The sequence below is a fragment of the Candidatus Paceibacterota bacterium genome (genome assembly GCA_035652395.1).
GTDB lineage: Bacteria > Patescibacteriota > Minisyncoccia > Phycocordibacterales > CAJBRS01 > JADGRH01.
This window is the reverse complement of the sequence record DASRDX010000012.1, coordinates 1-26,627: the sequence shown is the minus strand read 5'-3', so window position 1 is coordinate 26,627 and position 26,627 is coordinate 1. Positions and strand designations below refer to the sequence as shown.

Here is a 26,627-nt window from a genome sequence, read left to right as displayed (position 1 = left end):
AGATATGGATATTCTCTCCAACCTCTTCGGCACCGAAGCTCGGGTGAAATTGATGCGGCTCTTTTTGTTTAACCCCAACAATATTTTTGAAACCAAAGAGGCTGCCATTAGAACTAAATTAAGACTGCCTATAGTCAAAAGGGAAATTAACAGCCTAGAGAAATCTTCTTTGATTAAGCGGAAGTCTCTCAAAGTAAAAAAACGACGCATCAAAGGCTGGTATCTTAATCCGGAATTTCCTCATTTGGCTCCTCTCCAAAATCTCTTAATCCATACCGATTCGATTGATCCGGACTCCGTTTTAAAAAAGTTTTCTAAAATTGGCCGCTTGAAAGTAGTAGTTGTCGCCGGAGTCTTTATTCAGGATTGGGACAGCCGAGCCGATCTTTTAGTTGTGGCAGACCGGATCAAAGGCCGGGCTCTGGAAAATATTATGAAAAAATTGGAGGCTGAAATCGGCAAAGAGATGAAATACGTGGCTTTGGAGACTTCGGAATTCCAATATCGTCTTAATTTTGGGGATAAATTGCTGCGGGACATTCTGGACTATCCTCACAAGGTACTTCTGGATAAGTTTGGGAATCTCTCCTAATAAGTACATTTCATTGTCCGACATTCGAATTCAGGGCTTTTTGCCATAGAATTAAAGGGGTATAATTATAAGTAGAACGCTAGGGAAGGGCGGTCGACCCCTTCTATCTAAATTTATGATTAATTATTAAAAATATGGTTACAAATACCTGGGGTGACGTTTTAGTGGCGTCCTTTACCAATCTTTGGTACGGCATCGTTAGCTTCATCCCGAACATTATTATCGCCATTGTCATTTTTGTCATCGGCTGGTTGATCGGAGTCTTCATTGATAAGTTAGTCCGAGAAGCTTTCCGAGCGATGAAAATTGATAACGCTCTTCGAAGTGCCGGAGTAGAAAATACTCTGAATCGAGGGGGCATTCTTCTTAATTCAGGTGCTTTTGTCGGAGGATTGATTAAATGGTTCATCATTGTTGTCTTCCTCTTGGCTTCATTTGAGGTTCTAGGCTTGACTCAAGTGACTGACTTCCTGAAGAACGTGGTGTTGAATTACTTGCCGCAAGTGATCGTGGCCGTCTTAATTCTTTTGGTGGCCGTTGTCATCGCACAGGCAGTTCAGAGAATTGTTTCCGCTTCCGCTAAAGCAGCTCGTCTTAGTCACGCCAATCTTCTTGGCAGCATTGCCAAGTGGGCTATCTGGATCTTTGCCATTCTGACCGCTTTGGTGCAGCTTGGTATCGCAGTTTCCTTAATCCAGACTCTCTTTATGGGAGTAGTGGTGGCTCTGTCTTTGGCTTTCGGTTTGGCTTTCGGCCTCGGAGGTCAGGATGCGGCAGCTCGATACATTGATAAAGTTAGAAATGAGATTTCGGATCGAAATAACGGCATGGGAGCATAAGAGGTTCCACAAAACAGTTATTTTAAAGGTCCTCGGATCTCCGGCTGATTCTATTTAAGGTCGGCCAGACCATTTAGAATAACCGTTTTGTTTCACTAGGAGTATATAAAAGAGCGGCCCGCGAAGCGGGCCGCTCTTTTATTAAAAAGGCTCAATATAGCCTTATTTGACAACCTTCTTCAAGAGTATATAATGCCTCTATACAGATTATGTTTAAAAACCCTAACTTCATAAGCGGCTAGACTAGGCGTCTTTTGATGCGTGGTCTTAACAAGCCGCTAGAAAAGCGGTTTTTTTCGTCTCAAATTGAGACCTTCTGGCCGACAGACACTTTGAAAATTAAATGATTATCACGTTACTCCTTTTAACAGAGGGTCTTTTAAGTAACGGAGATAATAGTTCAATTAATTTCGGAGAGAAGTTGATTGAACAAACCTTATTGGATTTCTCAAGAATCTGATAAGGGCAGGTAAGTTGGATTTCGCTTTGCGAAATCCAACCAACTAAAAAATAAACAAGCAAATAACTTATTAAGCAGTGGTTGTTTAATAAGTAATGATTTTTAAATTTCCTAATGGGAATTTAAGAGCATATGGTGGATGCCTTGACACAAAATGGCGATGAAGGACGGTGCGTAGCTCCGATATGCTTCGGTGAGGTGCCTAGCAACCTTTGACCCGGAGATCTCCGAATAGGGAAACCTTTCTGCTTCGGCAGAAATTCCACAACTAGTGGAATGCATACCCAGGGAAGTAAAACATTTCAGTACCTGGAGGAAAAGAAAACAATGCACGCAAGTGCAACATTTCCTAAGTAGCGGCGAGCGAAAAGGAATTAAGCTCAAACCTAATCTTCCAACGGAAGGCACTTTTAATAGTGCACTCCGTTGGGTGATTGGGGGTTGTAAGGTAGCAATTTAGTATTTATTACTGAAAGAGTTACAAAATGTTTTGTTAACGGAATTTGCTGGAAAGCAAAGCCCCAGGAGGTAATAGCCCTGTACGTGAAAACGAAACATCTCTTATTGCTATTCTTGAGTACCTCGAGACACGAATGGCTCGGGGGAATCCGCCGGAACTAACCGGCAAAGCTAAATACATTTTGTGATCGATAGTGAACTAGTACCGCGAGGGAAAGGTGAAAAGAAACCCGGTGAGGGTTGTGAAATAGACCTGAAACCATATGTTTACAAGGAGTCGAAGAGGGCGCAAGTCCTCGACGGCGTGCCTATTGAAGAATGAGCCAACGAGTTGATGCATGCGGTTCGACTAAGCGCCAAAAGCGTGGAGTCATAGGGAAACCAAGTGTGAACAGCGCGATTTAATCGCCTGCATCAGACCCGAAGCCAAGTGAGCTTGCCATCTGCAGGGTGAATGTCGCCGAAAGGCGACAGGAGGCCCGAACCGGTTTGTCGTTCAACGCATTCGGATGACGGGTGGTAAGAAGTGAAAAGCTAATCGAACTTGGTAATAGCTGGTTCTCTCCGAAATAGCTTTTGGGCTAGCGTTAGGTGTTCCTCTTAGGGGTAGAGCACTGGAAGGACTCGACAGGGCGAAAGCTCGCGAGTCCTATCAAACTCCGAATACTAAGAGTCATAAGCCTAGCAGTTAGACCGTGGGGGCTAAGCTCCACTGGTCAAAACGGAAACAGCCGTAGATCTCAATTTAAGGTCCCTAAATTTACACTAAGTGCACTTAAGGTGGTGAAATTTCTCTGACAATGAGGAGGTTGGCTTAGAAGCAGCCATCCTTTAAAGATAGCGTAACAGCTCACTCATCCAGAGATTTCGCGCCGCAGATGAACGGGGCTAAGTGTAGTACCGAAACTGAGGGCTTCATCTTTCTTCGGAAAGGTGGAGCGGTAGGAGAGTGTTCGCATCAGCGTTGAAGCCAAAGAGGTGACTCATGGTGGAGCGATGCGAAGTAAGAATGTTGGCACAAGTAACCACAATGCGGGTGAGAAACCCGCACGCCGAAAAACTAAGGTTTCCTTGGCAATGATTGTCATCCAAGGGTTAGTCGGTCCTAAGGGAATGGCGAAAGCCGCACCCGATGGATACATGGTTAATATTCCATGACCTCTTTACTTTTCGATGGAGTGACGGATGTTAGTATGCAGAGCCCATTATTGGATTTGGGTTATTGCGGTAAGGAAGACTGGTAGGCAAATCCGCCAGTCACCATTCCAAGCCGAGAGAAGATGCTCTACTTCGGTAGAGATAATTCTGCAAAGCAGCATTCCAAGAAAAACTTCTAAGATTAAGAGTAGAGAGACCGTACCGTAAACCGACACAGGTAGTTGGCTCGAGAAGAGCAAGGCGAACGAGTGAGAGGTCTCCAAGGAACTCGGCAAAAAAGCAGTCGTAACTTCGGAATAAGACTTGGCCAGCGCAAGCTGGCCCGCAGCTAAAGTATCCCTGGCAACTGTTTACCAAAAACACAGCTCCCTGCGAACTCGCAAGAGGATGTATAGGGGGTGACACCTGACCGATGCCAGAAGGTCAAATATTGGCGGTTCATATCACACTGCGTGTGAAATAAAAATCACATCGCGCGCAGCGCGATGTGAGCTGACTGATATAAGCCCTGGTGAATGTCGGCCGTAACTATAACGGTCCTAAGGTTCTCGATTTATTTTTAATGAATCGAGAAGGACTGGGACTGTTAAGGACGGAGTTTTTGATAAATAATTAAATCATTACACAAATTAAAAAACGCTACCTTGCTTTGTGGTAACACAAAGAGAGTCATGTGGCAGTAAGAGACTATACGCCACACTCCAAATAATATTTGGATGAAGACATAGTCCTTCTTTAAGGAACAGAAGAGCGAAATTCCTTGTCTGGTAAGTTCAGACGCGCACGAATGGTGTAATGACTGGGGAACTGTCTCGGAGACTCGCTCGGTGAAAATACAGTAGCGGTGAAGATGCCGCTTACCTGCAGCTAGACGAAAAGACCCCGGAAGCTTTACTACAACTTGATATTGAGGATACGTTTTTACTGCGTAGCATAGATGGGAGAGGTTTGACGGTTTCATTCTCGGATGAAATCTACTCGTCAGTGAAATACCATTCTGTCAAAATGTATTTTCTAACCCCGACGGCAAAAACGGCGGGAAACAGTATCTGGTGGGTAGTTTTAGTGGGGCGCTATCCTCCTAAAAAGTAACGGAGGAGTTTATCAAGGTCAGCTAGGCGCGAATGGAAACCGTGCCGATAGTGTATAGGCATAAGCTGGCTTAACTGCAAGACGTAAGTGTCGAGCAGATGCGAAAGCAGAACTAAGTGAACCGACCGTAGGCATTAGATGCTGCGGAAGATTATCTGACAAAAGCTACTCCGGGGATAACAGGCTGGTTGTGCCTAAGCGTCCAGAGCGACGGCACAGTTCGGCACCTCGATGTCGGCTCAACTTATCCTGGGGCTGGAGAAGGTCCCAAGGGTTTGGCTGTTCGCCAATTAAAAAGTTACGCGAGCTGGGTTCAGACCGTACAGAAGTCAATATTTTTGACTCTTGTGCCGTCTGAATCCGTCGAGAAATATGAGTGCGAGTCCCCGCGCACTTTCTGTTGATCTGAATCACGGCGGTCCGCCTGCGAAAGTAGGCGAGATTGAAGTTGACTAATATCGGTGAAGTCCTTACGAATTATTCGGAGGATGACACCTAGGGAAGATTGTGAGCCTCTATAGAGCTCACAAACCACCCGTAGAGACTACACGTCAACCATCTGAATTCAATAAATTGAAAAGATGAAGCTATAGTCCATGCACACAGTAATGTGTTGATAACATGCGTGAGACAGGTTGGTCTCCTATCTACTGCAGGCGTTGATTCTTGAGAAGATTTGCTCCTAGTACGAGAGGACCGGAGTGAACTGACCTCTGGTGTGTCTGCTGTCCTGCCAAGGGCACCGCAGAGTAGCTAAGTCGGGCATGGATAAACTCTGAAAGCATCTAAGAGTGAAGCCAACTTCAAGATTAGGAATCATTTGAGATCCCAGATAGATTATCTGGTTGATAGGCTCTAGGTGTAAGCGCAGTAATGTGTTAAGCCGAGGAGTACTAATGCATCGATCCCATTAGGAAATTTGAAAGTCATTTTGCTTATTTGAAATTCAGTTATAAGTTTTGGTGGTTCGGCGGAAGGGCAACACCTGTTCTCATTCCGAACACAGAAGTTAAGCCTTCTAGCAGCGATGGTAGTCCTCTGGGGCGAGAGTAGCTAGCCGCCAAAACTTATAACTGAATTTTTATTTCTATTAAAGTCACACCTGGTCACACATAAAATTCTGCTGAATTTTTGTGCGACCCCGCCTCGGCGCCGGTCGCGCCTCCGGCTCTGAAACGCTCCAAGCATTCGCGTTTCAGCTCATTCCGAACACAGAAGTTAAGCCTTCTAGCAGCGATGGTAGTCCTCTGGGGCGAGAGTAGCTAGCCGCCAAAACACAAAACTGGACTTTTTATTTTTTACAAAACGGCCGCTCCCAAAGGAAGCGGCCGTTTTTCTGATACAATATTCTCATGTCAGCCTGGGGCGCTCGCCAACAAGTTAAATACATTTCTTCAATCATTCTGATTGCCATTGTCTTGGCCGCTTATCCGGTTTATAAAATTTTCCTGGACAAAAAACCGAGCTGTTTTGACGGTAAGCAGAACCAAAACGAGGCCGGTATAGATTGCGGGGGAGTCTGCCAGAAGATCTGTCAGGCCGACAGCCTAATTCCAATCGTTCTTTACGCTCGCATTTTTCAGATTGCTCCAGGCAGTTTTAGCGCCGTGGCTAATATCGAAAACCCAAACGCCACTCTCTTGGCTCAAAACGTTCCGTACAGTTTTAAAATCTACGATTCTCACGATGCCTTAATTGCCGAAAAATATGGAGCAACTTTTGTGCCGCCCAATATGATTTTTCCAATTTTCGTCGGCCCCCTCGATACCGGCAACCGAATCCCGGCCAAAGTAGCTTTTCAATTTGAAAATTATCCAGTCTGGCGAAAAGCCTCGAGTAGCGTCCCTATTTTGAAGGTTTTAAACGAAAATTTAACGGCCACCGATACCGCTCCTCATCTTGAAGCCTCTCTTCAAAATCCTACCCCTTATGATCTGAAAAATATTGAGGTCATCGCTCTTATCTATGACGCCAATAATAGTTTGTTAGCGGCATCACGAACCGTAGTAGATTCCTTGGGAAGAAGCCAGAGCGCTCCACTTGTTTTTACTTGGACCGCCCCATTTAGCGCTCCGGTTTCCAGGATCGATGTTGTGCCTAATATTCCTCTAGCAGATTACATTCCAAATAAATAATGGGTAAAAATAACTTACGGATAGACTGGGTTCTCCTTTTGTCGCTCCTGCCCATTTTAGCTGCCGGACTGATTACCATGAACTCTTTTACCGGCGAGAACCAACTCTTTCTGAAACAATTGATTTGGATCCTGATATCGGTGGCAATCTTTTTTATCTGCAGCTTTATCGACTTTAGATTTTTAAAAAGAACCGGCGTGATTGTCGGTTTATTTTTATTCTCGTGCTTTCTTTTGATTTTATTATTTAGTGTTGGCCATGTTTCGAAGGGAGCGAAGAGCTGGTTTAATTTCGGTGGTTTTTCCTTTCAGCCGGCAGATCCCGTCAAGCTGATCTTAATCATGGTCTTGGCCAAATATTTTTCCCGACGCCATGTAGAGATTGCCAATATCCGGCATATTTTAGTTTCGGGACTCTACGCTTTTATTATTTTCGCCTTAATTCTGATTCAACCGGACTTTGGTTCGGCCATTATTATTTTCTTAATTTGGTTTGGCATGGTCTTAGTCTCCGGTATTTCTAAGAAACACCTCTTAGCCGTTTTTCTAATCGGAGCAGTGGCTTCGTTTGGGCTCTGGCATTATGTATTTAAACCATACCAAAAAGATCGAATTCTAAATTTTATTCATCCGGTTACCAATCTATCCGGCTCCGGCTACAATGCTTATCAATCAACTATTACCGTCGGTTCCGGCCGGCTTTTGGGGAAGGGCATTGGCTACGGCACCCAATCCAGATTGAACTTTCTGCCGGAGTATCAAACTGACTTTATTTTTGCCGCTTATGCCGAAGAGTGGGGCTTCATCGGCGTTCTGATTCTATTTTTGCTTTTCGGTATTGTTATCTGGCGAATCTTGCGAGATGCCACTCGGGGGGCCAGCAACTTTGAAGTACTTTTCGGTATCGGATTATCCATTTTTTTCATGAGTCATATCATTGTAAATATGGGCATGAACATGGGCTTGCTGCCGGTTACCGGTGTCACGCTGCCCTTCATGAGTTATGGTGGCTCACATCTTTTAACCGAGTTCATCGGACTCGGAATCCTAATGGGCATGCGCCGCTATGCTCGGGCTGCTCACCGAGACGTGGTCAAAAATGAGTTTTTAGGAATATAACTTTTCTGTCTCTGAAATCATCTGCTTTAAACTGAATTTTTCTTCCACGGTTTGTTTTAGATTCTTACCGAAGGATTTCATTTCTTCCGGATGATCAATTAAGTAAATTAGGGCGTTTTTAATTTCGTTTGGCCGCCGCGGGGTAACCAGAAGACCACTTTTAAGATTTGCGATAATTTCCGGAATGCCGCCGACGCGGGAGGCAATAACGGGGAGGCCGGCTGCGCCGGCCTCCAGCACCGCATATCCCAATGCCTCTGACAATGAAGGTAACAAAAATATATCAAAAGACTTTAAAAGACTGCCTGCCTGATCGATATGTCCGAATAAATAGACTTTATTTTCAAGTCGTTTAACTCTAATTAACTCCTCTAAACTCTTTCTCTCTTCGCCTTCGCCGATAATGGTGCAAATATAATCAAAGTCATTCAGGTCGGCTAAGGCCTCTATTAAATATCGATGTCCTTTGACCGGATGAAGTTCTCCAATAGTGCCTAAAATAAGGGTTTTTTGAGGAATTTGGTCGCCGAAAAGAATCTGCCGAGCCTCATTTTCGGTTTTCAAATCTAAATTAATACCGTTTGAAATCACTGTCATTTTGGAACCAACCCCCGGCCATTTTTTAATCCGTTCGGCAACACTATTTGAAACAGCAATAGTTTGGTGACTAAGAGCAATAGTAAACCAAGCTATCAGTCTAATAGAGACTTTTGACAGCGCTTTGCGATCTTCATTGAATGCCCAACCGTGTGCGGTAAAAATAATTTTTGAAATGCCAGTCAGTCGCCCCACCAATGATCCCATTGCTCCAATTTTTGAGCTGTTCAGGTGCAGAATGTCCGGCTTTTCTTGCCGAAACAGTTTTCGAAGAGTAGAGAAGACTTTTAAATCATTGGTGATTTTAACATCTCGGCCAAGATGCGGAATAGAAATTACCCGAATTCCTCCAAGCTCCAATTTCTGTTTTAAAGGACCGTCGCCTCCCAAGGCGACGGTCACTTCAAATTTTTCCTTATTTAAATTAGTGGCTACGTCAAAAACATAGCGCTGGGCACCGCCCCAATTAGATTTAGTGATGACCAGCAAAACCTTTTTCTTACCGATTTCAGTCATAGTTGTTTAGCTGAAATTTAAATTGTATCATATCGGCAATGACCGGTTTCCAGCGTAATGAGCCAATCCTGCTTTTTCTCGGGGATGTCGTGGCTTTTTTAATTTCTCTCTGGCTAACGCTCGCGGTGCGTTATTTAACCGTTCCTTCCTCGGAATTATTTTTCAACCTGCTTCTCCCATTCGCCATCCTATTTTTCGTTTGGGTGGTAATCTTTTTCATTTCCGGTCTTTATGAAAAGCACACGGTTTTATTGAAGAGCAAACTGCCGAACATCATTTTAAATGCTCAAGTCACTAATAGCTTGGTAGCCGTTTTGTTCTTTTATTTCATTCCTTACTTCGGAGTCACTCCGAAGACCACTCTTTTTATTTATCTCATCATTTCCTTCTGTCTGATTTTACTGTGGCGAATCAAGATTGCTTCCACCCTTGGTTTCAAGAATCGTGAGCCAGCCCTTCTTATCGGTAGTGGTCCGGAAGTGGATGAATTAATAGAAGAGATTAACAACAATAACCGTTACAATCTTTATTTTGTCTCATTCATTAATCTCGACCGAACCGAGATAATTGATTTTCAGGTTGATATTCTGGATAGAATTTATACAGATAATATCTCAGTGGTAGTTATTGATCTGCGTAATAAGAAGATTGAGCCGCTTTTGCCTCGGCTATATAATCTGATTTTTTCCAATATACGGTTTATCGATAAATACAAGATTTATGAGGATATTTTTGACCGAGTACCTTACTCGCTCCTTCAGTACAATTGGTTTCTGGAAAATATCTCTACTTCTTCCAAATTAATATATGACACCCTGAAACGCCTTTTTGACATCGTTCTTTCTCTAATTTTCGGCCTTATTTCCTTAATTTTTTATCCATTTGTTTACGTGGCTATTAAGATTGAGGATGGCGGGCCAGTCTTTATTGTGCAGGAGAGGATCGGGCAGGGGGGCCGGAAAATTAATCTTCTGAAGTTTCGCAGCATGAAATCAAGTGACCGCGGTATGTGGGTAGTAGAAAAAGATGATCGGGTAACGAGGGTTGGAAAGTTTTTGCGCAAAACTAGAATTGACGAATTACCTCAACTTTGGAATGTCTTGATTGGCGATATTTCACTTATCGGTCCGAGGCCGGATATTTATGATCTTGGCCTGAAGCTTGCCAAAGAAATTCCTTATTACACTATTCGAAGTATTATCAAACCGGGATTATCTGGCTGGGCTCAGATTAAACAGGATCTGCCGCCGCAATCTTTGGAAGAAACAAAGATCAGATTAGTTTATGATCTTTATTACGTCAAAAACCGGTCCATTATTTTGGACATTAAAATTATTTTACAAACTCTGAAAACTTTGGTTTCAAGATCGGGTCTTTAGAGGCCTGCGCTTCGCGCAGTCCTCATGCTATACTTTTTCCATGAAAAATCTGACTATTTTCATCACCGGCGCCGCCGGCTACGTGGGTGCCATGCTGGCCGATCAATTCAGCGAGCGGGATGATGTCAGGGAATTAATCCTCCTAGACAAGGAGCCTTTTCCGGAATTTCTGAAAGATAAACCGAAAATAACTTACATTCATACCAATTTAATCAACGATAATTGGCAGGAAAAAGTGAGAGCGAAAAATCCGGACATTGTCATCCATACCGCTTGGAATATCAGAGAAATGTACGGCGACCGGAAAACTCAATGGCAGTGGAACGTGGGTGCCTCGGACAAAGTTTTTGATTTTGCTTTCGGTACTCCGTCGGTTAAAAAATTAATCCATTTTTCCACGGTCGCTTCCTATGGTGCTTTTAAAACTAATAAAATTGATTACCGATTCAAAGAGACTGATCCATTCAGAAAAACTGATTATTCTTACGCCGAGGAAAAACGAATCACGGAAGAGCATTTAAAAGAAAAATATGAAGAGGCAAAAAAAAGCACCGGCGTCTCCCTACCCCAAGTCTTTATATTGCGACCCGCCGCTATCACCGGCCCGCGAGGCCGTTTTATGCGAGTACGTTTTGGCTTACAGTCAGCCCTATCCGGCCAGCTAAAAGACGAAAAACCAGCTTCATATAGGATTATTTCCAGATTGGTAGCAGTGGTGCCGGCTACCCGCGAGTGGGTGCGTCAATTTATCCACGAAGATGATGTCAATGATATTGTCAAGAAACTGACTTTTGAAGATGTTTCCGGCCAATATGAAATTTTCAATATCTGCCCGCCGGGGGAAGTAGTGCGAGCTAAAGATATGGCCCGAGCGGTTGGAAAGAAAACTCTTTCAGTTACTCCTCAAATGATTCGGCTGGCTTACTTTTGGGCCTGGCACTTGTCTCGCGGCAAAATTCCGACCGCTCGCGGTAGCTGGAAATCATATTCATATCCGATCGCCGTTGACGGGTCCAAGATTACTAAAATGTATGGCTATCAATATGAATTTGAATCACTGGAAGCTTTCACCAAATTGGAAGGTAGGTACGCGAAGTATGTAAAATAAAAATTCCTTTTGGGTTACCAAAAGGAACGAAACCTAGTTAATTTGCAAAGGCTTGCGATTAAGTTCGCTCAGCAAGCGGCAAAGGGTGAGAGGAATTGCCCCAAACCATTCCTTGAACCAGGCAGTCGGTTTTGCAAAAGAACGGCACCAAGGAATATGTATTTTGACTTTTATACCAGCTTCCCAGAAGCGGTATTTCATCAAAAGCCAAACCCGAGGGGCATGCCACCATTTTACGGCCACAACGATTTCTCGGAATTCTCGATGGGTGCAAAGATAATCTCGCAAAGCCCGAATTTCACCGTCGGTATTAAATGCATCAGCAGCCAAGGCAATTACGGGACGGTGAGGAATTTTGGATTTAAGATAGTCCTTTATCACCAGAGACATAAGTCGATTATCCCATTTTTTGCCTGCGTTTCCCGCTGAAGCCAGAATCACGGCTGTATCCCCGAAGCGATTTTGAAGAGAGATGGCTAGATTGCATGCAGTTTGGGTTTCTAAACCCACTACGACGTGATTATTTCTCTTACTCAAGTCGCACGCAACGACAAAGATCAGTTTTTTCAGAAAACTCCTTTCTTTTTATTGTTCTGTCAAAACCTTATCAGAAGTTGTTGGGGTGTCAACTAAAAGGTTGACGAACTGATTTTTACCTTTAAGCTATATTTAGAAACATGAATACACACGATTTAGCGTGGAGGGGCACGACACCCATTCAAAAACAGCGACTTTTCATAAGCTCGTTGAAAGAACGTGACGAGCTCATCAGAAAGGGCAAACACAAGGAGGCTCATTTACAGCTTGTCAGTACTTGTCATGACATCATCAACACTGCCAAGGCGGCCCTAAAGATGACAGACAACAAGATCTTAAGGAGCAAATGGCAGAATTTGTTGGAGCAGGCCAAAGTTGATGGCGAACAATCCCTGATTAGTGCCATTATGCTGCCAAAAGATGATTGGCAAGCCAGCGATTTTGAAGTGGCTGCCGTTGGCCTGATGGATATAGTGGTAGAACCTGGAAATCCAGATGATGCCAATAAGGCCAGCGCACTTCTCGACGAAGGTTTAAAAAGAGCCAAAGGGAAAAATAAAGCTGGCGCCCGACTTCTACTTTTAAGTCAACAAATTCGAGCCATGATAATTGCATCCGATCTTCCTTTTGTGAGATCATCTTTATACAATTTGGAAAAGATCTTGAACAGAACTCGAATGACGGATAATAAGATTCTCACCCGCGTTCATCGCGCTATAGCTGAAGGGCACAAGTTTCTGGCCATCAAGCATGCCGAAAGTGACGGTTTAGAGAACCAGCGTTTGAAAGCTCTCAACATCTGAAACTTTGACACCATATCGCAAGATCATGGTGTTTTTATTTTAACTGGTAAAATTCTGAAAAATCCATATAATTAGGCCTATGATACGAATTCGGATTGCGGCGGTGACACTTTTAATTGCCGGAGCTTTACTCGGGCTTTTTATTTATTTTACCCAGCAGCCAGGCTCCAGTTATCCGTTTAAGCTAGGGTTAGACCTAAACGGCGGAACACATTTGGAATATCAGGCAGATGTTTCAAAAGTCCAGGATGGAGACATTCGGGGAGCTATGAGCACGCTCAGAACTGTTATTGAACGACGTATTAATATCTTTGGCGTCTCCGAACCGCTCGTTCAGACCGAAGAAGCGACCATCAATGGCCAGAAAGTAGAGAAGTTAATTGTTGAATTGCCAGGCGTCACCGATATTAATCAGGCCATTCAATTAATCGGCCAGACTCCAACTTTGCAATTCAAGATTTATAAAGGTACGGGCTCAAGCACTCCTTCGAATTTGGATTTATCCAGTACCTCTACTGTCAATTCTCAATTCGAAGATACTAAATTAACCGGACAATATTTGCAGAAAGCCACTCTGGAATTTAATCCCCAGACCAATCAGCCGCTGGTCGGACTGACTTTTAATTCGGAAGGAAAGCAATTATTCGCCGATATTACCAAGGCCAATGTCGGAAACATTGTTGGCATCTTTTTGGATAATCAGCCAATTTCTACTCCAGTTGTTAATGAACCGATCTTAACGGGGCAAGCTCAAATCTCCGGCAACTTCACTCGCCAGCAAGCTCAGGACTTGGTGCGCAATCTTAATTACGGGGCCCTGCCGGTTCCAATTTCTTTGATCGGGACAGAGAGCATCGGCGCCTCTTTGGGCGCCGATGCTCTGGCCAAAAGCATCAATGCCGGTATCTGGGGCTTTATCATTGTGGCGCTCTTTCTAATTCTTTGGTATCGGTTGCCAGGACTTTTGGCCGTCGTTTCTCTCGGTATGTACACCTTGATCATGCTCACGATTTTTAAATTAATTCCAGTAGTGCTGACTTCAGCAGGTTTGGCCGGCTTCATTCTCTCAATTGGTATGGCGGTGGATGCTAACATTTTGATCTTTGAACGAATGAAAGAAGAATTTCGCCGTGGCTTGAGTTTGGAAGAGGGAATTAGAGAAGGTTTTAAACGAGCTTGGCTTTCCATTCGAGATAGTAATCTCTCCAGCATTATTACCGGCCTGATTCTTTATTATTTTGCCACCTCCGCTTTAGTGAAAGGCTTTGCTCTAGTTTTCTTCATTGGTGTTATTGTTAGTATGTTCACCGCTATTACAGTTTCCAGAACTTTCTTAATCGCCATAGGACCGAAAGAAGGCGGCAAACTTTCCGATTTCCTTTTTCATCGGTCTTTTGGGAAATCGAAAAATTTGCCGCCCTCTAACAACCTTTAACTTTTAACACTAAAAACATGTTCGTCATCAAATACAGAAAAATATTTTATTGGATCTCCGGTGCTTTAGTCGGCCTTTCAATCTTATCTCTATTATTTTGGAGTCTGAATTTCGGTATTGATTTTACCGGCGGATCTCTTTTAGAAGTCTCATACACGAGCGCTCGACCGGACATGCCTTCTATCCAAACTGTACTTAACCAGCTTAATCTCGGTCAGTATTCCATACGTCCGGTAGGCAATGACGGTTATATTTTGCGTACGCGCACTCTTTCCGAAGCCGAGCGACAAACTGTTGTCTCAACCATGTCTCTCAATAATCAGGCCAACATGAGTGTCAAACAATTCAATACTATTGGTCCAATCCTCGGCGATGAACTTCGAGGCAAGGCAATTCTTTCAATTATTCTGGTCATTATTGCTATCGTCCTTTTTATTACTTTCGCTTTTCGGAAGGTTTCGGAGCCCGTCTCCTCATGGAAATACGGCTTGGTGGCCGTTGTCGCCTTAGTTCACGACGTTATTGTGCCGACGGGATTCTTCAGTATTCTGGGTCATTTCGCCGGCTTTGAGGTGGACACCCTCTTCGTCACCGCTATTTTAGTTATTCTTGGATTCTCCGTTCACGATACAATTGTAGTTTTTGACCGAACCCGTGAAAATCTTAAACACAACGGCGAAGGTGGCCCGCGAAAATCATTTGAAGAAATTGTTGGCATGAGCGTCAGTCAGACTTTCACTCGCTCCATTAATACTTCATTGACTGTCGTTCTCTCTTTAATCGTGCTTTATTTTTTGGGAGCCGAAGCCACTCGCAATTTCGCCTTGGTAATGCTGGTTGGAATCATCGCTGGTACCTATTCTTCTATTTTCTTAGGCAGCCCATTATTAGTAACCCTTGAAAAATGGCAAAATCGCAAGAGGTAGCCACTTTTATCATTTATGCACCCCTTTAAAATAGGAGAAATTTTTAGCAAAGGTTGGAAAATGACCATGGATAATTTTGGTCTAATGTTGCGGGCTTGTTTGATCGGTCTTGGTCTCTCCATTATTTCCAATTATTTAAACAACGGTAGCCACACCTCTGATACTTCCACCGCCTTACTTTTTGCTTTCTGTGCCATCGCTGTCTCCATTTTAAGTGTCTTAGTCCATATCGGTTTCATTAAACTCGGCCTCCGCCTAATAGATGGGGAGAAACCGAAAATTAAGGAATTACTATCCTACACCAATTATTTTTGGCGTTTCATCGGCGGAGGTATTCTTTGTGGAATTATCCTCGGAGCAATCGCTATTGTCGGATTTGGTTTGATTTTCGCTTTAGTAAAAATAGCCGGTATTAATTTAGCCGTCGGATTAATTCTGGCGGCCATTTTTATTATAATCGCTTTAATTGTCGGCATCAGATTATGTTTTGTCCTTTTTCTGATTGTAGATGAAAATATGGGTCCGGTTCAGGCCATTAAGGGAAGTTGGCAAAATACCAGACACTTAACTACCGAACTTTTTCTTTTCTTTCTTACTTCAGCAGGTATTAATATCTTAGGGGCTATCTGTTTAGGAGTTGGTTTATTTGTTACTGTTCCTCTGACATTCATTTCTCTCCTTTTAATCTATAGACAAGTGGTAGACAAATCTTTACCCGCAATTTCTGGCACTAATCCCGTCCACCCCGAAGAAGTTCCAGTCCATGTTCTCCAATAAGACTCTGCTATAATTGCGCCAATGAAGCGAACCTATCATTTCATTTCAGGATTGCCACGATCAGGCTCAACTTTGCTAGCGAACATTCTGGCACAGAACCCACGTTTTCATACCACCGGTACTAGCGGCATCATGGATGTGATGTTCGGCGTGCGTAATCAGTGGCACAATCTGGTGGAGTTTAAGGCGGCCCCGAATGATGCCGCGCTCCTAAGGGTTTTGCGCGGCATTCTCGAAAGTTATTATGATGATGTAGAAAAACCTGTCGTCTTTGATAAATGTCGAGGCTGGCTTTCGCTGATTGAGATGGCTGAAGCGGTTCTGGGTCGCCGAGCTAAAATTCTAGTGCCAGTTCGTGACATTCGCGATGTTTTAGCAAGCTTTGAAAAACTTTGGCGAGCTAACGCTAAGACCACTCAAGTAGGGCAGGAGAGTGCCAACTATTTTAAATTTCAAACAGTTGAAGGGCGCACCGACGTCTGGATGCAGGTAGATCAGCCGGTAGGCCTTGCTTACAGTCGGATTCGCGATGCTGTTGGTCGCGGTTATCTTGACCGGATGCATTTTGTGGAGTTTGAAGAGCTGACTCGCGAGCCTCAAAAGGCGATGGATAAGATCTACCAGTTTCTGGAAGAGAAACCATTTGAACATAACTTTAATGATGTAAAGCAGGTTACCTGGGAAGATGATTCAGTACACGGCTTTAAAGGACTTCACGATATTCGCAGTAAGGTAGAACCAATTGAACCTCAATGGCCAAAGGTTTTGGGTAGTTTCGCCTCCGGTCTAGATAAACTCAATTTCTGGAAAGAATTTACTAAGTAATTGAGAGATCCGATCTCTAGACCTGCTATTATACTTAGATATTTGAGGGCTAGCTAAAAACGGCCATTCTTGGGCCTGATTTAAAGATTTGCTTTCCCTTGACTGCCCCCTTCTCCATGCTAAAATTATCTCCGAGGGATACAATCTAAGTTTTTGTTAATGAAACGTCTTTTTTTTAGGCCGACTCTCTATCTTCTAGTTCTCGCCATATCCGTTAAAACCGCTCTATCCGGAGAGGTTGTTTTTGCCAAAGAGGATTCTGTGCCAACTCCGCTCAAACGAAGCTCCAATTCTTCCCTGGATCTAAAAAATGGTCGGCTGGCTTTTAATACAAATAATATTCTTATCTCGTCAGCAAAGCAGGTAGCGGCTGCCTATACTTCTATTCCAGGTGCAATAGTTAATAGCTACTCCTCTCTCGGAGCTTCTGTCCTTGACTCAATCTCCTCCTTTTTTAATTCATTCCTTGCTCTCTTTAAATTCCCGACCCCCACTTCCACAACAATTAAAGTCACTCCCACAGGAGCCACGCCGCCGAAGAAGACCAACAACACCACTATTATCGATAATATTTCTTCCTCTCTTCCGCCGCCAAAAAATTCTTCTACCAATAATTCAAATACGACCATCATCAACAATGGAGTAAGCGAAACGCTTCTTAATCAAAAACTTCAAGCATTGAATGACAAACTTGAAGCTGAGATCTACACTTTAAAAAATCTTCCTCCAACAGCCGGGGTTTCCAACGGCACAATTGGCTACGCTGGGCCTTTAGGTAATTTAGAAATTCCGTCGCGCTATGAGATTCAATCAACGATAAATTCCTCGTTTGGAAATGACATAAATAATCTCAATCCAATCCAAGTCGGATACGCAAATTCAGCAAGTGGAAATTATGCAAATGCTTTTGGCTACAAAAATAGCGTTACAGGTATAGGTAACTCTGCTTCCGGTTATAAAAATATTGTTGGAGGTACGGCTATTTTCCCAGGTTTCTCCAGTCTTGAATGTTTTACTTTCACCAATTCAACTTCTTCGAACACTTTTTATATTTCTGGGGATCAGACTGCAGATTTTGCTCTGAGCGATGAGTTTTGTAGAGGCCAATTGAATTATGGTAATAATGAATCAACGGTTCAGCGTCAAGTTACTTCAGTTATAGGAGATGTGGGTGGCTACACAGCATTTTGTCTTGATCATCGGTTTAATTCTTACAGCAACCAGGCACGCATTACCGATGGCATTCATAACGCCCCAATCTATCTATCCCCAGGATCTTCCTGCGCCTGCATTTTTCATGATAATGCGAATATAGTGGCTACTTCGACGACTTATTCTTTCTATAATTTCAATAATTCTTATCAAACAGATGGCATTATTACGGTTGATTCTGCTACTTATAACGGTGTAAACACTGTTGTAAACTATCATGGTTCATTAGGTGACTATTTCGGCACTGAAATTGGTGGCTATGTTCAGTTACACGTTGCTCACCCCGCTGCCCATACCCCCGTTATAAAAGCTGCTGCCTTTGGTTTTTGCAATGTGGCGGGAGGTTATAGCAGTAGTGCTATAGGTGGTTTAAACACTGTTACTGGCAACTATGCCACTGCTTTAGGTTATCTAAATCAAGCCACTGACCTCAATGCCACAGCGATCGGATATCACAATATCGGAGGTTATCATTCTACTGCGATAGGGGAAAGCAATACTGTAAGCGGTAATTATTCCACCGCCCTCGGATATTTAAACCTAGCTCTGGCTGATTGTTCAACAATTTTGGGGCATCACAATATTGGCGGGTATATGGGGACGGTCGCCCTTGGGAATGATAATTATGCCAGCTCCTGTTTTGGTATAGCCGTTGGTAATAACAACGCAGTGTTTGGCCGCTGTAGTGCGGCGTTTGGTTCCTGTCTCTATACCTCCGATAATTGCGTTACTGAAATTGGAATTGGAGGATACAAACTACAAATCGGAGGATATGGCCTAATCTATAATGCCTGCGGTAACTGTACCAATCTGTTAAGTGGCGGAGGCAGCAGCGTTAATAACCTAAATCCGATTGCGGTAGGATATTGCAACCTCGCCTGTACGCGAAGTGGTTCTGGCTATTTTACTTGTCAAGCAACAGCTCTGGGATTTTGCAATACTGCTTCTTCTGTTTATTTCAGTACAGCTATTGGATATGGAAATATTGCTCGCTGCGCTCACTCGATTGCTATAGGAGGATACAATTATGTCTGTGATGCGAGAAGTACAGCTTCGGGTTATAGAAATTGCATTAATCCGGGTGCATATGCTTCAGCGGCGTTTGGAAACTATAATAATGTAGCTGGCTATGATTCAGCGGTTTTTGGTTTAAATGTACAGACTAATGATAGTAATGTAGTTGAAGTCGGCATTGCTGGATATAAAATTCAGATTGATTCTCACGGCGGTCTTTATTATGTCTGCGGCGGAAGCTGCACATCTTTACTGGGTGGTGGCGGAAGTGTAAATAATCTTGACCCGATTGAAGTGGGAAAGATCAACACGGTCGATTCTAATTCTATTTTTTCTTCCGCCATTGGATACCACAATATTGTTAACTCTAATAGCGGCTCCTATAATAGTTGCGGATCATCAGCCTTTGGCTACCGTAATGTGGCAGGGGGATACAGTAGCTCTGCATTTGGGGCTTGTAATGTTGCCTGCGGGGATGTTAGTCAAGCTTTTGGTACCGCCAATGTTATCCAGGAATGTGCAAGTGGAAGTTCGGCCTTTGGCTTTCTTAATTCAGTAAGTGCTTATAATTATGACAGCACGGCTGTAGGTTTTAACAATACGGTTAGTAGTTGCTATAGTTCCGCCTTTGGTTCACACATAATTAATTCCATAAATCATTCTGTAGAGATCGGACCCGACAATTCTAACAAACTTCAAATCAGTCCCGACGGAGTAAATTTTGTGACCAGTGGCGCCGGTGGCTTCTGCGTCAATGGCACGCCAGTTGGCGCAAGCGTCAATAATCTAGATCCGATTGAGGTGGGGAATGGGAATCTTTCCTCGGGATTTGCCGTTAGCACTCTCGGTTATCATAATTCTGTGGATAGTGTTAATAGCACCGCTGTAGGTTATTGTAATGTTGCGACCAACTCGAGCTTTAGTACCTATATGCTCGCAATAGGGGCAAAAAATACTCTTAACGGAAGATCTGTTACAGCATCTGGATATCTTAATACCGTCAATGATAATTATAGTCAGGCTTTTGGTCTTTATAATAATGTTTGTTGCGGCTCTATGGGATTTGGAGATGGTAATACTCTCAGCGGTCTCTATAGTGAAGCCTTTGGAACTTCAAATACGGTTTCCGGCCCAACAGGTCAGGCTTTCGGCTATCAAAACACCACCAGTGGTCCAAAGGGATCCGCATTTGGATTTTGTAATACCGCCAGTGGAGCCTATAGTGCTGCTTTTGGATTTTGTAATACTTCTACCGGTAATTCATATGTTTTTGGAGGTTACAATAGCGCCGGTGGCGCCAATAGTGTGGCTGTAGGCACACATAATACAGTTAGTGGAAATTATGGGACTGCAATAGGTTTAGGCAACGCCGCCTGTCTTAACAATTACGCTTCCGCTATTGGTAATGGAAATTTCGCTTGTGGTCGAGCTAGTTCTGCTTTTGGATATAATAATACTGCAAGTGGTTGTTATGGGGCGGCATTTGGTAAAAGTAGTACCGCCGCCGGAAATTACAGCGCTGTCTTTGGGAATCATTCATGTAGCATGGGTGTGAGGAGTTCAGCCTTTGGCAATGAAAGCAAAGCATGTGGTGATTGCTCTTCGGTTGGCGGATATTTTAATTCGGTTTTTGGTCTTCAAGCCTCCGCTTTTGGTTCAGTTTTAACTAATTGTGACAATTTCAGTACCCGGCTCGGTCCAATCCAATCAGCTTCCGTCCTCATCTCCTGCACAGGAAACCTTGCTATTCGAGGCAGCGCTTCAACTACTGACGCCATTATCGACTCGTCCGGTGCTAAACTTACCGCTGGAGGCACCTGGACTAACGCCTCAGATAGGAACCTCAAGGAGAACTTCACTGACTTAAACTCTGACGATATTCTCTCTAAAATCAATCAACTAAACATTCAACAGTGGAATTACAAGGTTGAGAATGCAGATACCACCCACATCGGTCCGGTAGCCCAGGACTTCTATGAGAAGTTCCACCTTGGTGGCTCTGACAAGAGTATCTCTTCCATTGACCCAGCTGGTGTTGCTCTGGTCGGCATCCAAGCTCTCTCAAAGAAACTGGACAATCAAAACGCTTCCACTACAGAAGCTATGAAGAATCTGGAGATTAGAGTCTCTTCTATTGAATCACTGACTAAGCTTGGAGGGGGAGTCGCCGTAGGCGACTCTATTATCAGCGCCCTCCAGTCCTTTGGCGCTGAGATAGTAGATGGCATTGCTTATTTGAAGAACGTGTTTGTGGAGCATCTTACTGTCGGCTCACCAACTCATCCGACCGGCATTACGGTCTATGACCAGCAAGGCAAGGAGGGTTGTTTAATTGTTCTTGATGTGAATGCCGGCACTACAAAGATTACTCCAGGAAAGTGTGAAGATGCTACTTCTATATCCCTGACTTCAGGCAACATCATTACAGTGGATTCAAATAACAATACAGTGGTAGTGCCGGATGGTGGTGGAAGCGCGAGTTCGACTAATAATGATAGTGCGAGCGCTTCTTCGACTCCTGAAGTTTCACCTCCTTCTCCTATATCAGGCACATCTACCGGAAATATAATTGAGCCCTCGCCTCCAGCTCCAGTAGATAGTAGTTCTAGTACTGAAGCCGCCCCTAATTAGTAATCAATTTCTCCCGAGAAGATTAGCTTCTGGTAGATAAGAGAAGCCGCCAACCAACAGACATTATGTCCAGTATGTCGGAGAGCGGCTTTTTGTTATTATTTACTGATGAGCAAGAAGAGAATTCTAATGATAGCGCCTGACAGGATAAAGAAACCGGTGGGTGGAATGGGTATCCAAGTCTCACATTTAACCGAAGCTTTAGAAAAAGATTTCCATTTTGATCTAATTGGCTATCCGGAAGATGATCCGCCCGCTAATTATATCGGAGTAAAAAACCCCCTACCAAAAATCCCCCATAGTGCTCTCACAACTTTAGCGAGCCAAATTGCTTATTTTGCCGTGGCGGAAAAACTACCAAAACCTGATTTAGTTCATGCTCAGGACTGGTCGACCTACCTAGCGGGTGTTTATACTGCCGAGCATTTTAATGTACCTCTAGTTGTTTCGATGAATTTATCAGTTATTATGCTTGAAACTATCGGGGTTATCTTTGCCAAAGATTTTGGGGCTTGGGACGGGTATTGGCTCCATAGGACACATTGTGAAATAGAATTACTTGGCTTGCGCAAAGCTAAAAAAATAGTTCATGTTTCTAACGGTTACAGGAAAAGATTCAAACATATTGCCGAATTCGATAAGAAGACGGTGGTAGTACCGAATGGTATAGACCTTATGGCATGGCAGAAATTTAAGCCAAAAAAATTGCCCGGCCACGCTAAGCTAAAAGTAGTCTTTCTCGGAAGACCCGCCATTATGAAAGGAGTAATTCCCCTATGCCAGGCCAAAATTCCTGAAGAGATTGATTTAATCTTTATTAGTCCGGAAACCGGAGGTGAGTTTGACACTTTTCAAGAGATAATAAAAAAGACGGAGAATGAGAAAAATGTTCATTACATAGGACCACTCTTTGATCAAGAAAAAATTGATGCTCTGGGCTCTGCCGATGCAGTAATCATGCCGTCACGCCACGAACCTTTTGGTATTGTGGCTCTGGAGGCCCTGGCATCTAGATCCATTCTTCTGTCATCGTTTGTGGACGGCATGAGCGATTTTCTGACTGATCATGTGGCTATTAATTGCGGCACCACTAAAGAATCAATTGAAAAAGGTTTAAAGAAATTGGTAGAAATGAGTGAAGTTGAAAAAAATCGACGAATTGAGAAAGGATTAGAAATCTGTCGTGAATATAGCTGGGAGAATGCAGCTAGAAAGATGAAATCGGTTTATGATGAAGTTATTAACGATTCTTCAATAGAAAAAAAGAAAAATGAAAAAGCGTATTCAAATCATCGTTCCAGACAAGATTAAAAATCCAGTTGGTGGTCTTGGGGTGCAACTGAAGCACATGATGGAAAATCTGGAGAAAGATTTTGATTTTGATATTATCGGCCAGCCGGAGGATAACGGCTGGCCGAACTACACCAGCGTTTATAACCCCATGCCGGCTATTCAACATGGCTCTATCACAACCATTGCCGGCCAAATTGCTTATTTCGCTGCTGGAATAGAAAAGCCAAAACCCGATATTGTCCATGCTTACGATTGGTCCACCTATCTTGCCGGTGCTTATACTGCCGATTTCTTCAAAGTGCCACTTGTGGTAACAATGAATCTTTCCATTAACCTCTTAGAAAAATCTGGCATCACATATTCTCATAATTCTCAAACGGTTGACGGCGCCTGGCTCCACAAAACTCACTGCGAAATTGAACTCTACGGACTTCGCAAAGCCAAAAAGATTATTCACGTATCTGAAGGATACAGAAACAGATTTAAAGGTGCGGAAAACTTTGAGCAGAAGTCAGAAGTAGTTCCGAATGGTATTGAACTTTCTGAGTGGCAGTCGCTTGCTCCTTTTAAACTTCCGGGAACCGGCAGAATCAAACTCATATATATTGGTCGGCTAGCTTTGATGAAGGGGGTAATGGCGCTATGCGAAGCCAGAATTCCAGATGGTATTGATCTTATATTTATCGGAGCGGATAATGGAGGCGAAGCCCAAGTCTTTCAGCGCATGCTAGAGAAAGTTAAAAACGAATCAAACGTTCATTACATAGGGCCACTTTACGGGCAAGACAAGATTAATGCCATGTGCGCGGCCGATGCAGTTATCATGCCCTCCATTCATGAGCCATTTGGAATAGTGGCGCTGGAAGCTCTCGCTTCAAAATCAATTTTACTTTCTTCTTTTGTGGATGGGATGAGCGATTTCCTCTCTGAGGAAATCGCTATTAATTGCGGCACCACTAAAGGATCAATTGAACGAGCTCTACTCAACCTTCTCTCACTACCGGCTGAAGATAAAAGAATCCGAATCGAAAAAGGCCTTGAAATATGCCGCCGCTATTCTTGGAAATCGGCGGCCGAGAAGATGAAAAACATCTATCAAGATTTATCCAAATACTGACTATTCTAAAAGAGTTTTTATAATCTCTTCCACATTAAAAATCTGATCCGTATCATAGGGATGCTCGTGCAGAGTACCCCAGATATTGTATCTATCCAGATAAGCGTCGGGATTGTGGCGGAATTTTTCTTCGATCTGCGGCAAAATATTGTGATGCATTTTATAACCAAAAACGTTCGGCGAGTTGACGATCCAAACTACAGTAGAAGAAAGAGCTAAAGCGGCGGCCGCATGCTCGGGGGCAGAGTCAATCAAAAGACGCCTATCTGTGAATTGGAGAGCACACAGAAATTCTCGCAGACTATCAAGTGGCGGTCGAATTGCTCCCTCCAAACCATATTGATTTTCGCGCCGAATATGAATAACCTCGTAGCCTTCATTTCTCATCCGGTTGACGATCTCCTGTGCCGTACCGAGAGGCAAATCTCTAGCCCACGAAATAGGATAAGACTGGTTTATATAGCCTCCGCTAGTTTGAATAATAAAGAGTGGCTTGTCTTGAGGCAATGCCGCTTTTACTTTTTCACGTTCTTTTTCCGTAAAGAAAAGTTGAGGCATACTGCCATCATATTTTATGCCGCAGATATCACACCAAATTTCGATCAAGTGTTTTCTTTTGTATACAAAATCTTCAGTGTTATAAGGATCTTGCAGGAAAAGGATATTCTCACCGGATTTTAGATAGGTTTCAAAAAACTCCGGAGTTTTTTCCAAATCCACCACCTTCTCAACGTATGGGTTATTAGCCCAGGCATCTTTGTATGGAGAAGTGACGATCATGGAATGATGGGGATATTTTTCCGAAAGCAGTCGCACTACCGCTGAAGCGGCAATATTCTTACCAAAGCCGCCAGCGATATTAAAAATAATTTTCGGTTTTTCTGAGAGTGTTTTCACGGGATAAGATTTTGAATAATATCGGCAGACGAGGAAGTAGAGAGATGGTCTAAATTTTCATAACCCCAGACTCGCCAGTCGGCCGGATCAGAAATTATAGTAGCCGCCGCCATATCTGCGGCGGCGGCCTGCATCATAAAGGAATTAAGGAAAAGATTTTCCGCACCAAGCTTTACGGCGCAAAGTAGTTGACGAATTGGGAGATTAATCCACTCAATACCGCTTAGCTCCGGCTCATCTAGACGCTTAATGTGTATCGGATGAAACCCTTCTTTTTGCATCGCAGTCACCACTGCCATGATGGTCGAGAAGGGAAGGGAATTAATTTTTGGTACAGCTTTCCAAATATCAAAAGGTGGAGTATTAAGCAAGGCTCTAGTTTCAAAGAAAAATAAAGGCTTTGGTCGCTTAGTCATTTTTTCTGTAGCCTCCCGTTCGCGAGCAGTGAAGTAAATTTGAGGGATTTTAATTTCGTAAGGAACATTGCAGAGGTCTGACCAGATCTCAATAATATGTTTTCGGCGATAAATAAAGTTTTCGGTTAAAAATGGATCAAGCCGGAAAATTAAAGTGTCCTTTTTTTCGATGTAATCGTCAAAAAAATATTGAGTATTACCTAATTTATATACCCGGAATACACTCGGATGATGCAACCAAACTTCGGGGAAGAGAGTGGTAACGATAATTTTTCGATCCGGATATTTTAGGGCAAGATTTGACACCACGGCCGTCCCCGCCAAATCCTTGCTAGGGTCTCCAACTACCTCGAAAAGCAGATATTTTTCCATTATTTTAGATTATACATCACTCTTTCTGCTTAGGCTTTATGCAAAAAGGATGGGCCGCGAAGCTGCCCCTCCTTTTTGCATCTCCCACACTCTACCCACCCTTTCCTTTCCTCTTAATCTTTTGTTAGAATAACCTTAACCACCTTCAGGGGATTAAATGAAGCATCTTTTCACTAAAACCACTCTTCTCGCTCTAGCCACTTTTCTAATACTCCGCTCTTTCTTTGACTCCACTAAAGCTCTGGCCAAAGAAGAAACCATCCCCATCCCACTAAAGAGAGAAGCGAATAATTCTCTAGACCTTAAAAACGGTCGTCTTGCTCTAAATACTAACTCCGCTTTCACTGAACCAATCAAAGAGGTGGCTGGAGTCTATGCCAGTTTGCCAAACGAGGTAGGCAAGAGCTACTCCTCACTTGGAGCGAATGTATTAGATTCAATCGCCAGCTTTTTTAAATCATTTTTAAATCTTTTTAATAAAGAAGAGGCTCCAGCAGCGAAAGTCCAAATTATTACTCCTCCTCCTGCGCCAAAAAATAACACTGTCACTGAAATTACCACTAACACTGTTTCTGTTAGTCCTCCTCCGACAAACCATCCCATCACCCTCAACCAAACCATCATCCAAGGAGTAACTGAAGAAGAATTAAATCGAAGACTCTCTGTTCTAAACAACACTCTCCAAGCTGAAATCTACTCCCTTCCATACTCCTCATCCACCCCAGTCATCAACAACTACATCAGCTACTCTGGTGGAGGAGGCAACATCACCCTTCAGGGTTCACCCTCACAGGCGGATGTCCAGAATCTCCAAGGACAGATCACTAATATCCAAAACAATGTTACAAACATCCAGAACAACTTCTCCACTAACGTCAACAGCCTCAATCCAATTGTGGTGGGGTTTGGAAACTCTGCT

General features: G+C 43.4%; 19 protein-coding genes and 2 rRNA genes. 17 read left to right on the top strand and 4 right to left on the bottom strand.

Annotation, left to right across the window (positions count from 1 at the left end):
- Positions 1–4: 4 nt before the first annotated feature.
- From VFA52_02830 to rodA, 6 genes are all read left to right on the top strand, one after another.
- Entirely contained in the window at positions 5–592 is a 588-nt protein-coding gene (locus tag VFA52_02830) for a hypothetical protein (protein ID HZS43127.1), read from the top strand.
- A 134-nt stretch (positions 593–726) separates the two neighbouring features.
- Positions 727–1,431, top strand: a complete 705-nt coding sequence (locus VFA52_02825; protein ID HZS43126.1) for a hypothetical protein — start codon at positions 727–729, stop codon at positions 1,429–1,431.
- Between the two features lie 570 nt (positions 1,432–2,001).
- Positions 2,002–5,517, top strand: a 23S ribosomal RNA gene (locus tag VFA52_02820).
- Between the two features lie 41 nt (positions 5,518–5,558).
- Positions 5,559–5,666 (top strand): 5S ribosomal RNA (rrf, locus tag VFA52_02815).
- A gap of 286 nt (positions 5,667–5,952) precedes the next feature.
- Entirely contained in the window at positions 5,953–6,735 is a 783-nt protein-coding gene (locus VFA52_02810; protein ID HZS43125.1) for a hypothetical protein, read from the top strand.
- Positions 6,735–7,853 (top strand): rod shape-determining protein RodA, encoded by a 1,119-nt coding sequence (gene rodA / locus VFA52_02805; protein HZS43124.1) that lies wholly within the window; start codon positions 6,735–6,737, stop codon positions 7,851–7,853. The genes VFA52_02810 and rodA overlap by 1 nt, the downstream gene beginning before the upstream one ends.
- Here the strand turns inward: rodA and VFA52_02800 are convergent.
- Positions 7,842–8,966, bottom strand: a complete 1,125-nt coding sequence (locus VFA52_02800) for a glycosyltransferase family 4 protein (GenBank protein ID HZS43123.1) — start codon at positions 8,964–8,966, stop codon at positions 7,842–7,844. The two genes, rodA and VFA52_02800, sit on opposite strands and share 12 nt — an antisense overlap.
- A 38-nt stretch (positions 8,967–9,004) precedes the next feature.
- Here VFA52_02800 and VFA52_02795 point away from each other — a divergent pair, with 38 nt between their 5' ends.
- Positions 9,005–10,345 (top strand): exopolysaccharide biosynthesis polyprenyl glycosylphosphotransferase, encoded by a 1,341-nt coding sequence (locus VFA52_02795; protein ID HZS43122.1) that lies wholly within the window; start codon positions 9,005–9,007, stop codon positions 10,343–10,345.
- Between the two features lie 40 nt (positions 10,346–10,385).
- Positions 10,386–11,453, top strand: coding sequence for an NAD-dependent epimerase/dehydratase family protein (locus VFA52_02790; GenBank protein HZS43121.1), 1,068 nt, complete (start codon positions 10,386–10,388; stop codon positions 11,451–11,453).
- A 33-nt stretch (positions 11,454–11,486) separates the two neighbouring features.
- Here the strand turns inward: VFA52_02790 and VFA52_02785 are convergent, their stop codons facing one another.
- On the bottom strand, positions 11,487–11,963 hold the full coding sequence (locus tag VFA52_02785; GenBank protein HZS43120.1) for an ElyC/SanA/YdcF family protein: 477 nt from the start codon (positions 11,961–11,963) through the stop codon (positions 11,487–11,489).
- Positions 11,964–12,130: 167 nt separating this feature from the next.
- Here VFA52_02785 and VFA52_02780 point away from each other — a divergent pair, with 167 nt between their 5' ends.
- The 8 genes from VFA52_02780 to VFA52_02745 all read left to right on the top strand — a co-directional run bounded on the left by VFA52_02780 (position 12,131) and on the right by VFA52_02745 (position 24,023).
- Positions 12,131–12,793: a hypothetical protein gene (locus tag VFA52_02780; protein HZS43119.1), complete on the top strand. Its 663-nt coding sequence runs from the start codon at positions 12,131–12,133 to the stop codon at positions 12,791–12,793.
- 79 nt (positions 12,794–12,872) lie between these two features.
- On the top strand, positions 12,873–14,228 hold the full coding sequence (gene secD / locus VFA52_02775; protein ID HZS43118.1) for a protein translocase subunit SecD: 1,356 nt from the start codon (positions 12,873–12,875) through the stop codon (positions 14,226–14,228).
- A gap of 17 nt (positions 14,229–14,245) precedes the next feature.
- Positions 14,246–15,154, top strand: coding sequence for a protein translocase subunit SecF (gene secF / locus VFA52_02770; protein HZS43117.1), 909 nt, complete (start codon positions 14,246–14,248; stop codon positions 15,152–15,154).
- 60 nt (positions 15,155–15,214) lie between these two features.
- Positions 15,215–15,931, top strand: coding sequence for a glycerophosphoryl diester phosphodiesterase membrane domain-containing protein (locus tag VFA52_02765; protein ID HZS43116.1), 717 nt, complete (start codon positions 15,215–15,217; stop codon positions 15,929–15,931).
- 21 nt (positions 15,932–15,952) lie between these two features.
- Positions 15,953–16,756: a sulfotransferase gene (locus VFA52_02760; protein ID HZS43115.1), complete on the top strand. Its 804-nt coding sequence runs from the start codon at positions 15,953–15,955 to the stop codon at positions 16,754–16,756.
- A 159-nt stretch (positions 16,757–16,915) separates the two neighbouring features.
- Complete coding sequence (locus VFA52_02755; protein HZS43114.1) at positions 16,916–21,613, top strand: tail fiber domain-containing protein; 4,698 nt, start codon at positions 16,916–16,918, stop codon at positions 21,611–21,613.
- A gap of 108 nt (positions 21,614–21,721) precedes the next feature.
- A complete protein-coding gene (locus VFA52_02750) occupies positions 21,722–22,924 on the top strand; it encodes a glycosyltransferase family 4 protein (GenBank protein ID HZS43113.1) in 1,203 nt (400 codons plus the stop codon).
- Entirely contained in the window at positions 22,884–24,023 is a 1,140-nt protein-coding gene (locus tag VFA52_02745) for a glycosyltransferase family 4 protein (GenBank protein ID HZS43112.1), read from the top strand. Before VFA52_02750 ends, VFA52_02745 begins: the two co-directional genes overlap by 41 nt.
- Here VFA52_02745 and VFA52_02740 read toward each other — a convergent pair whose 3' ends face one another.
- Positions 24,024–24,920 (bottom strand): hypothetical protein, encoded by an 897-nt coding sequence (locus tag VFA52_02740; GenBank protein ID HZS43111.1) that lies wholly within the window; start codon positions 24,918–24,920, stop codon positions 24,024–24,026.
- Positions 24,917–25,708: a hypothetical protein gene (locus VFA52_02735; GenBank protein HZS43110.1), complete on the bottom strand. Its 792-nt coding sequence runs from the start codon at positions 25,706–25,708 to the stop codon at positions 24,917–24,919. The genes VFA52_02740 and VFA52_02735 overlap by 4 nt, the downstream gene beginning before the upstream one ends.
- A gap of 157 nt (positions 25,709–25,865) precedes the next feature.
- Between VFA52_02735 and VFA52_02730 the strand changes: the two genes are divergently transcribed.
- A partial coding sequence (locus VFA52_02730; GenBank protein ID HZS43109.1) for a hypothetical protein occupies positions 25,866–26,627 on the top strand: 762 nt, incomplete at its 3' end.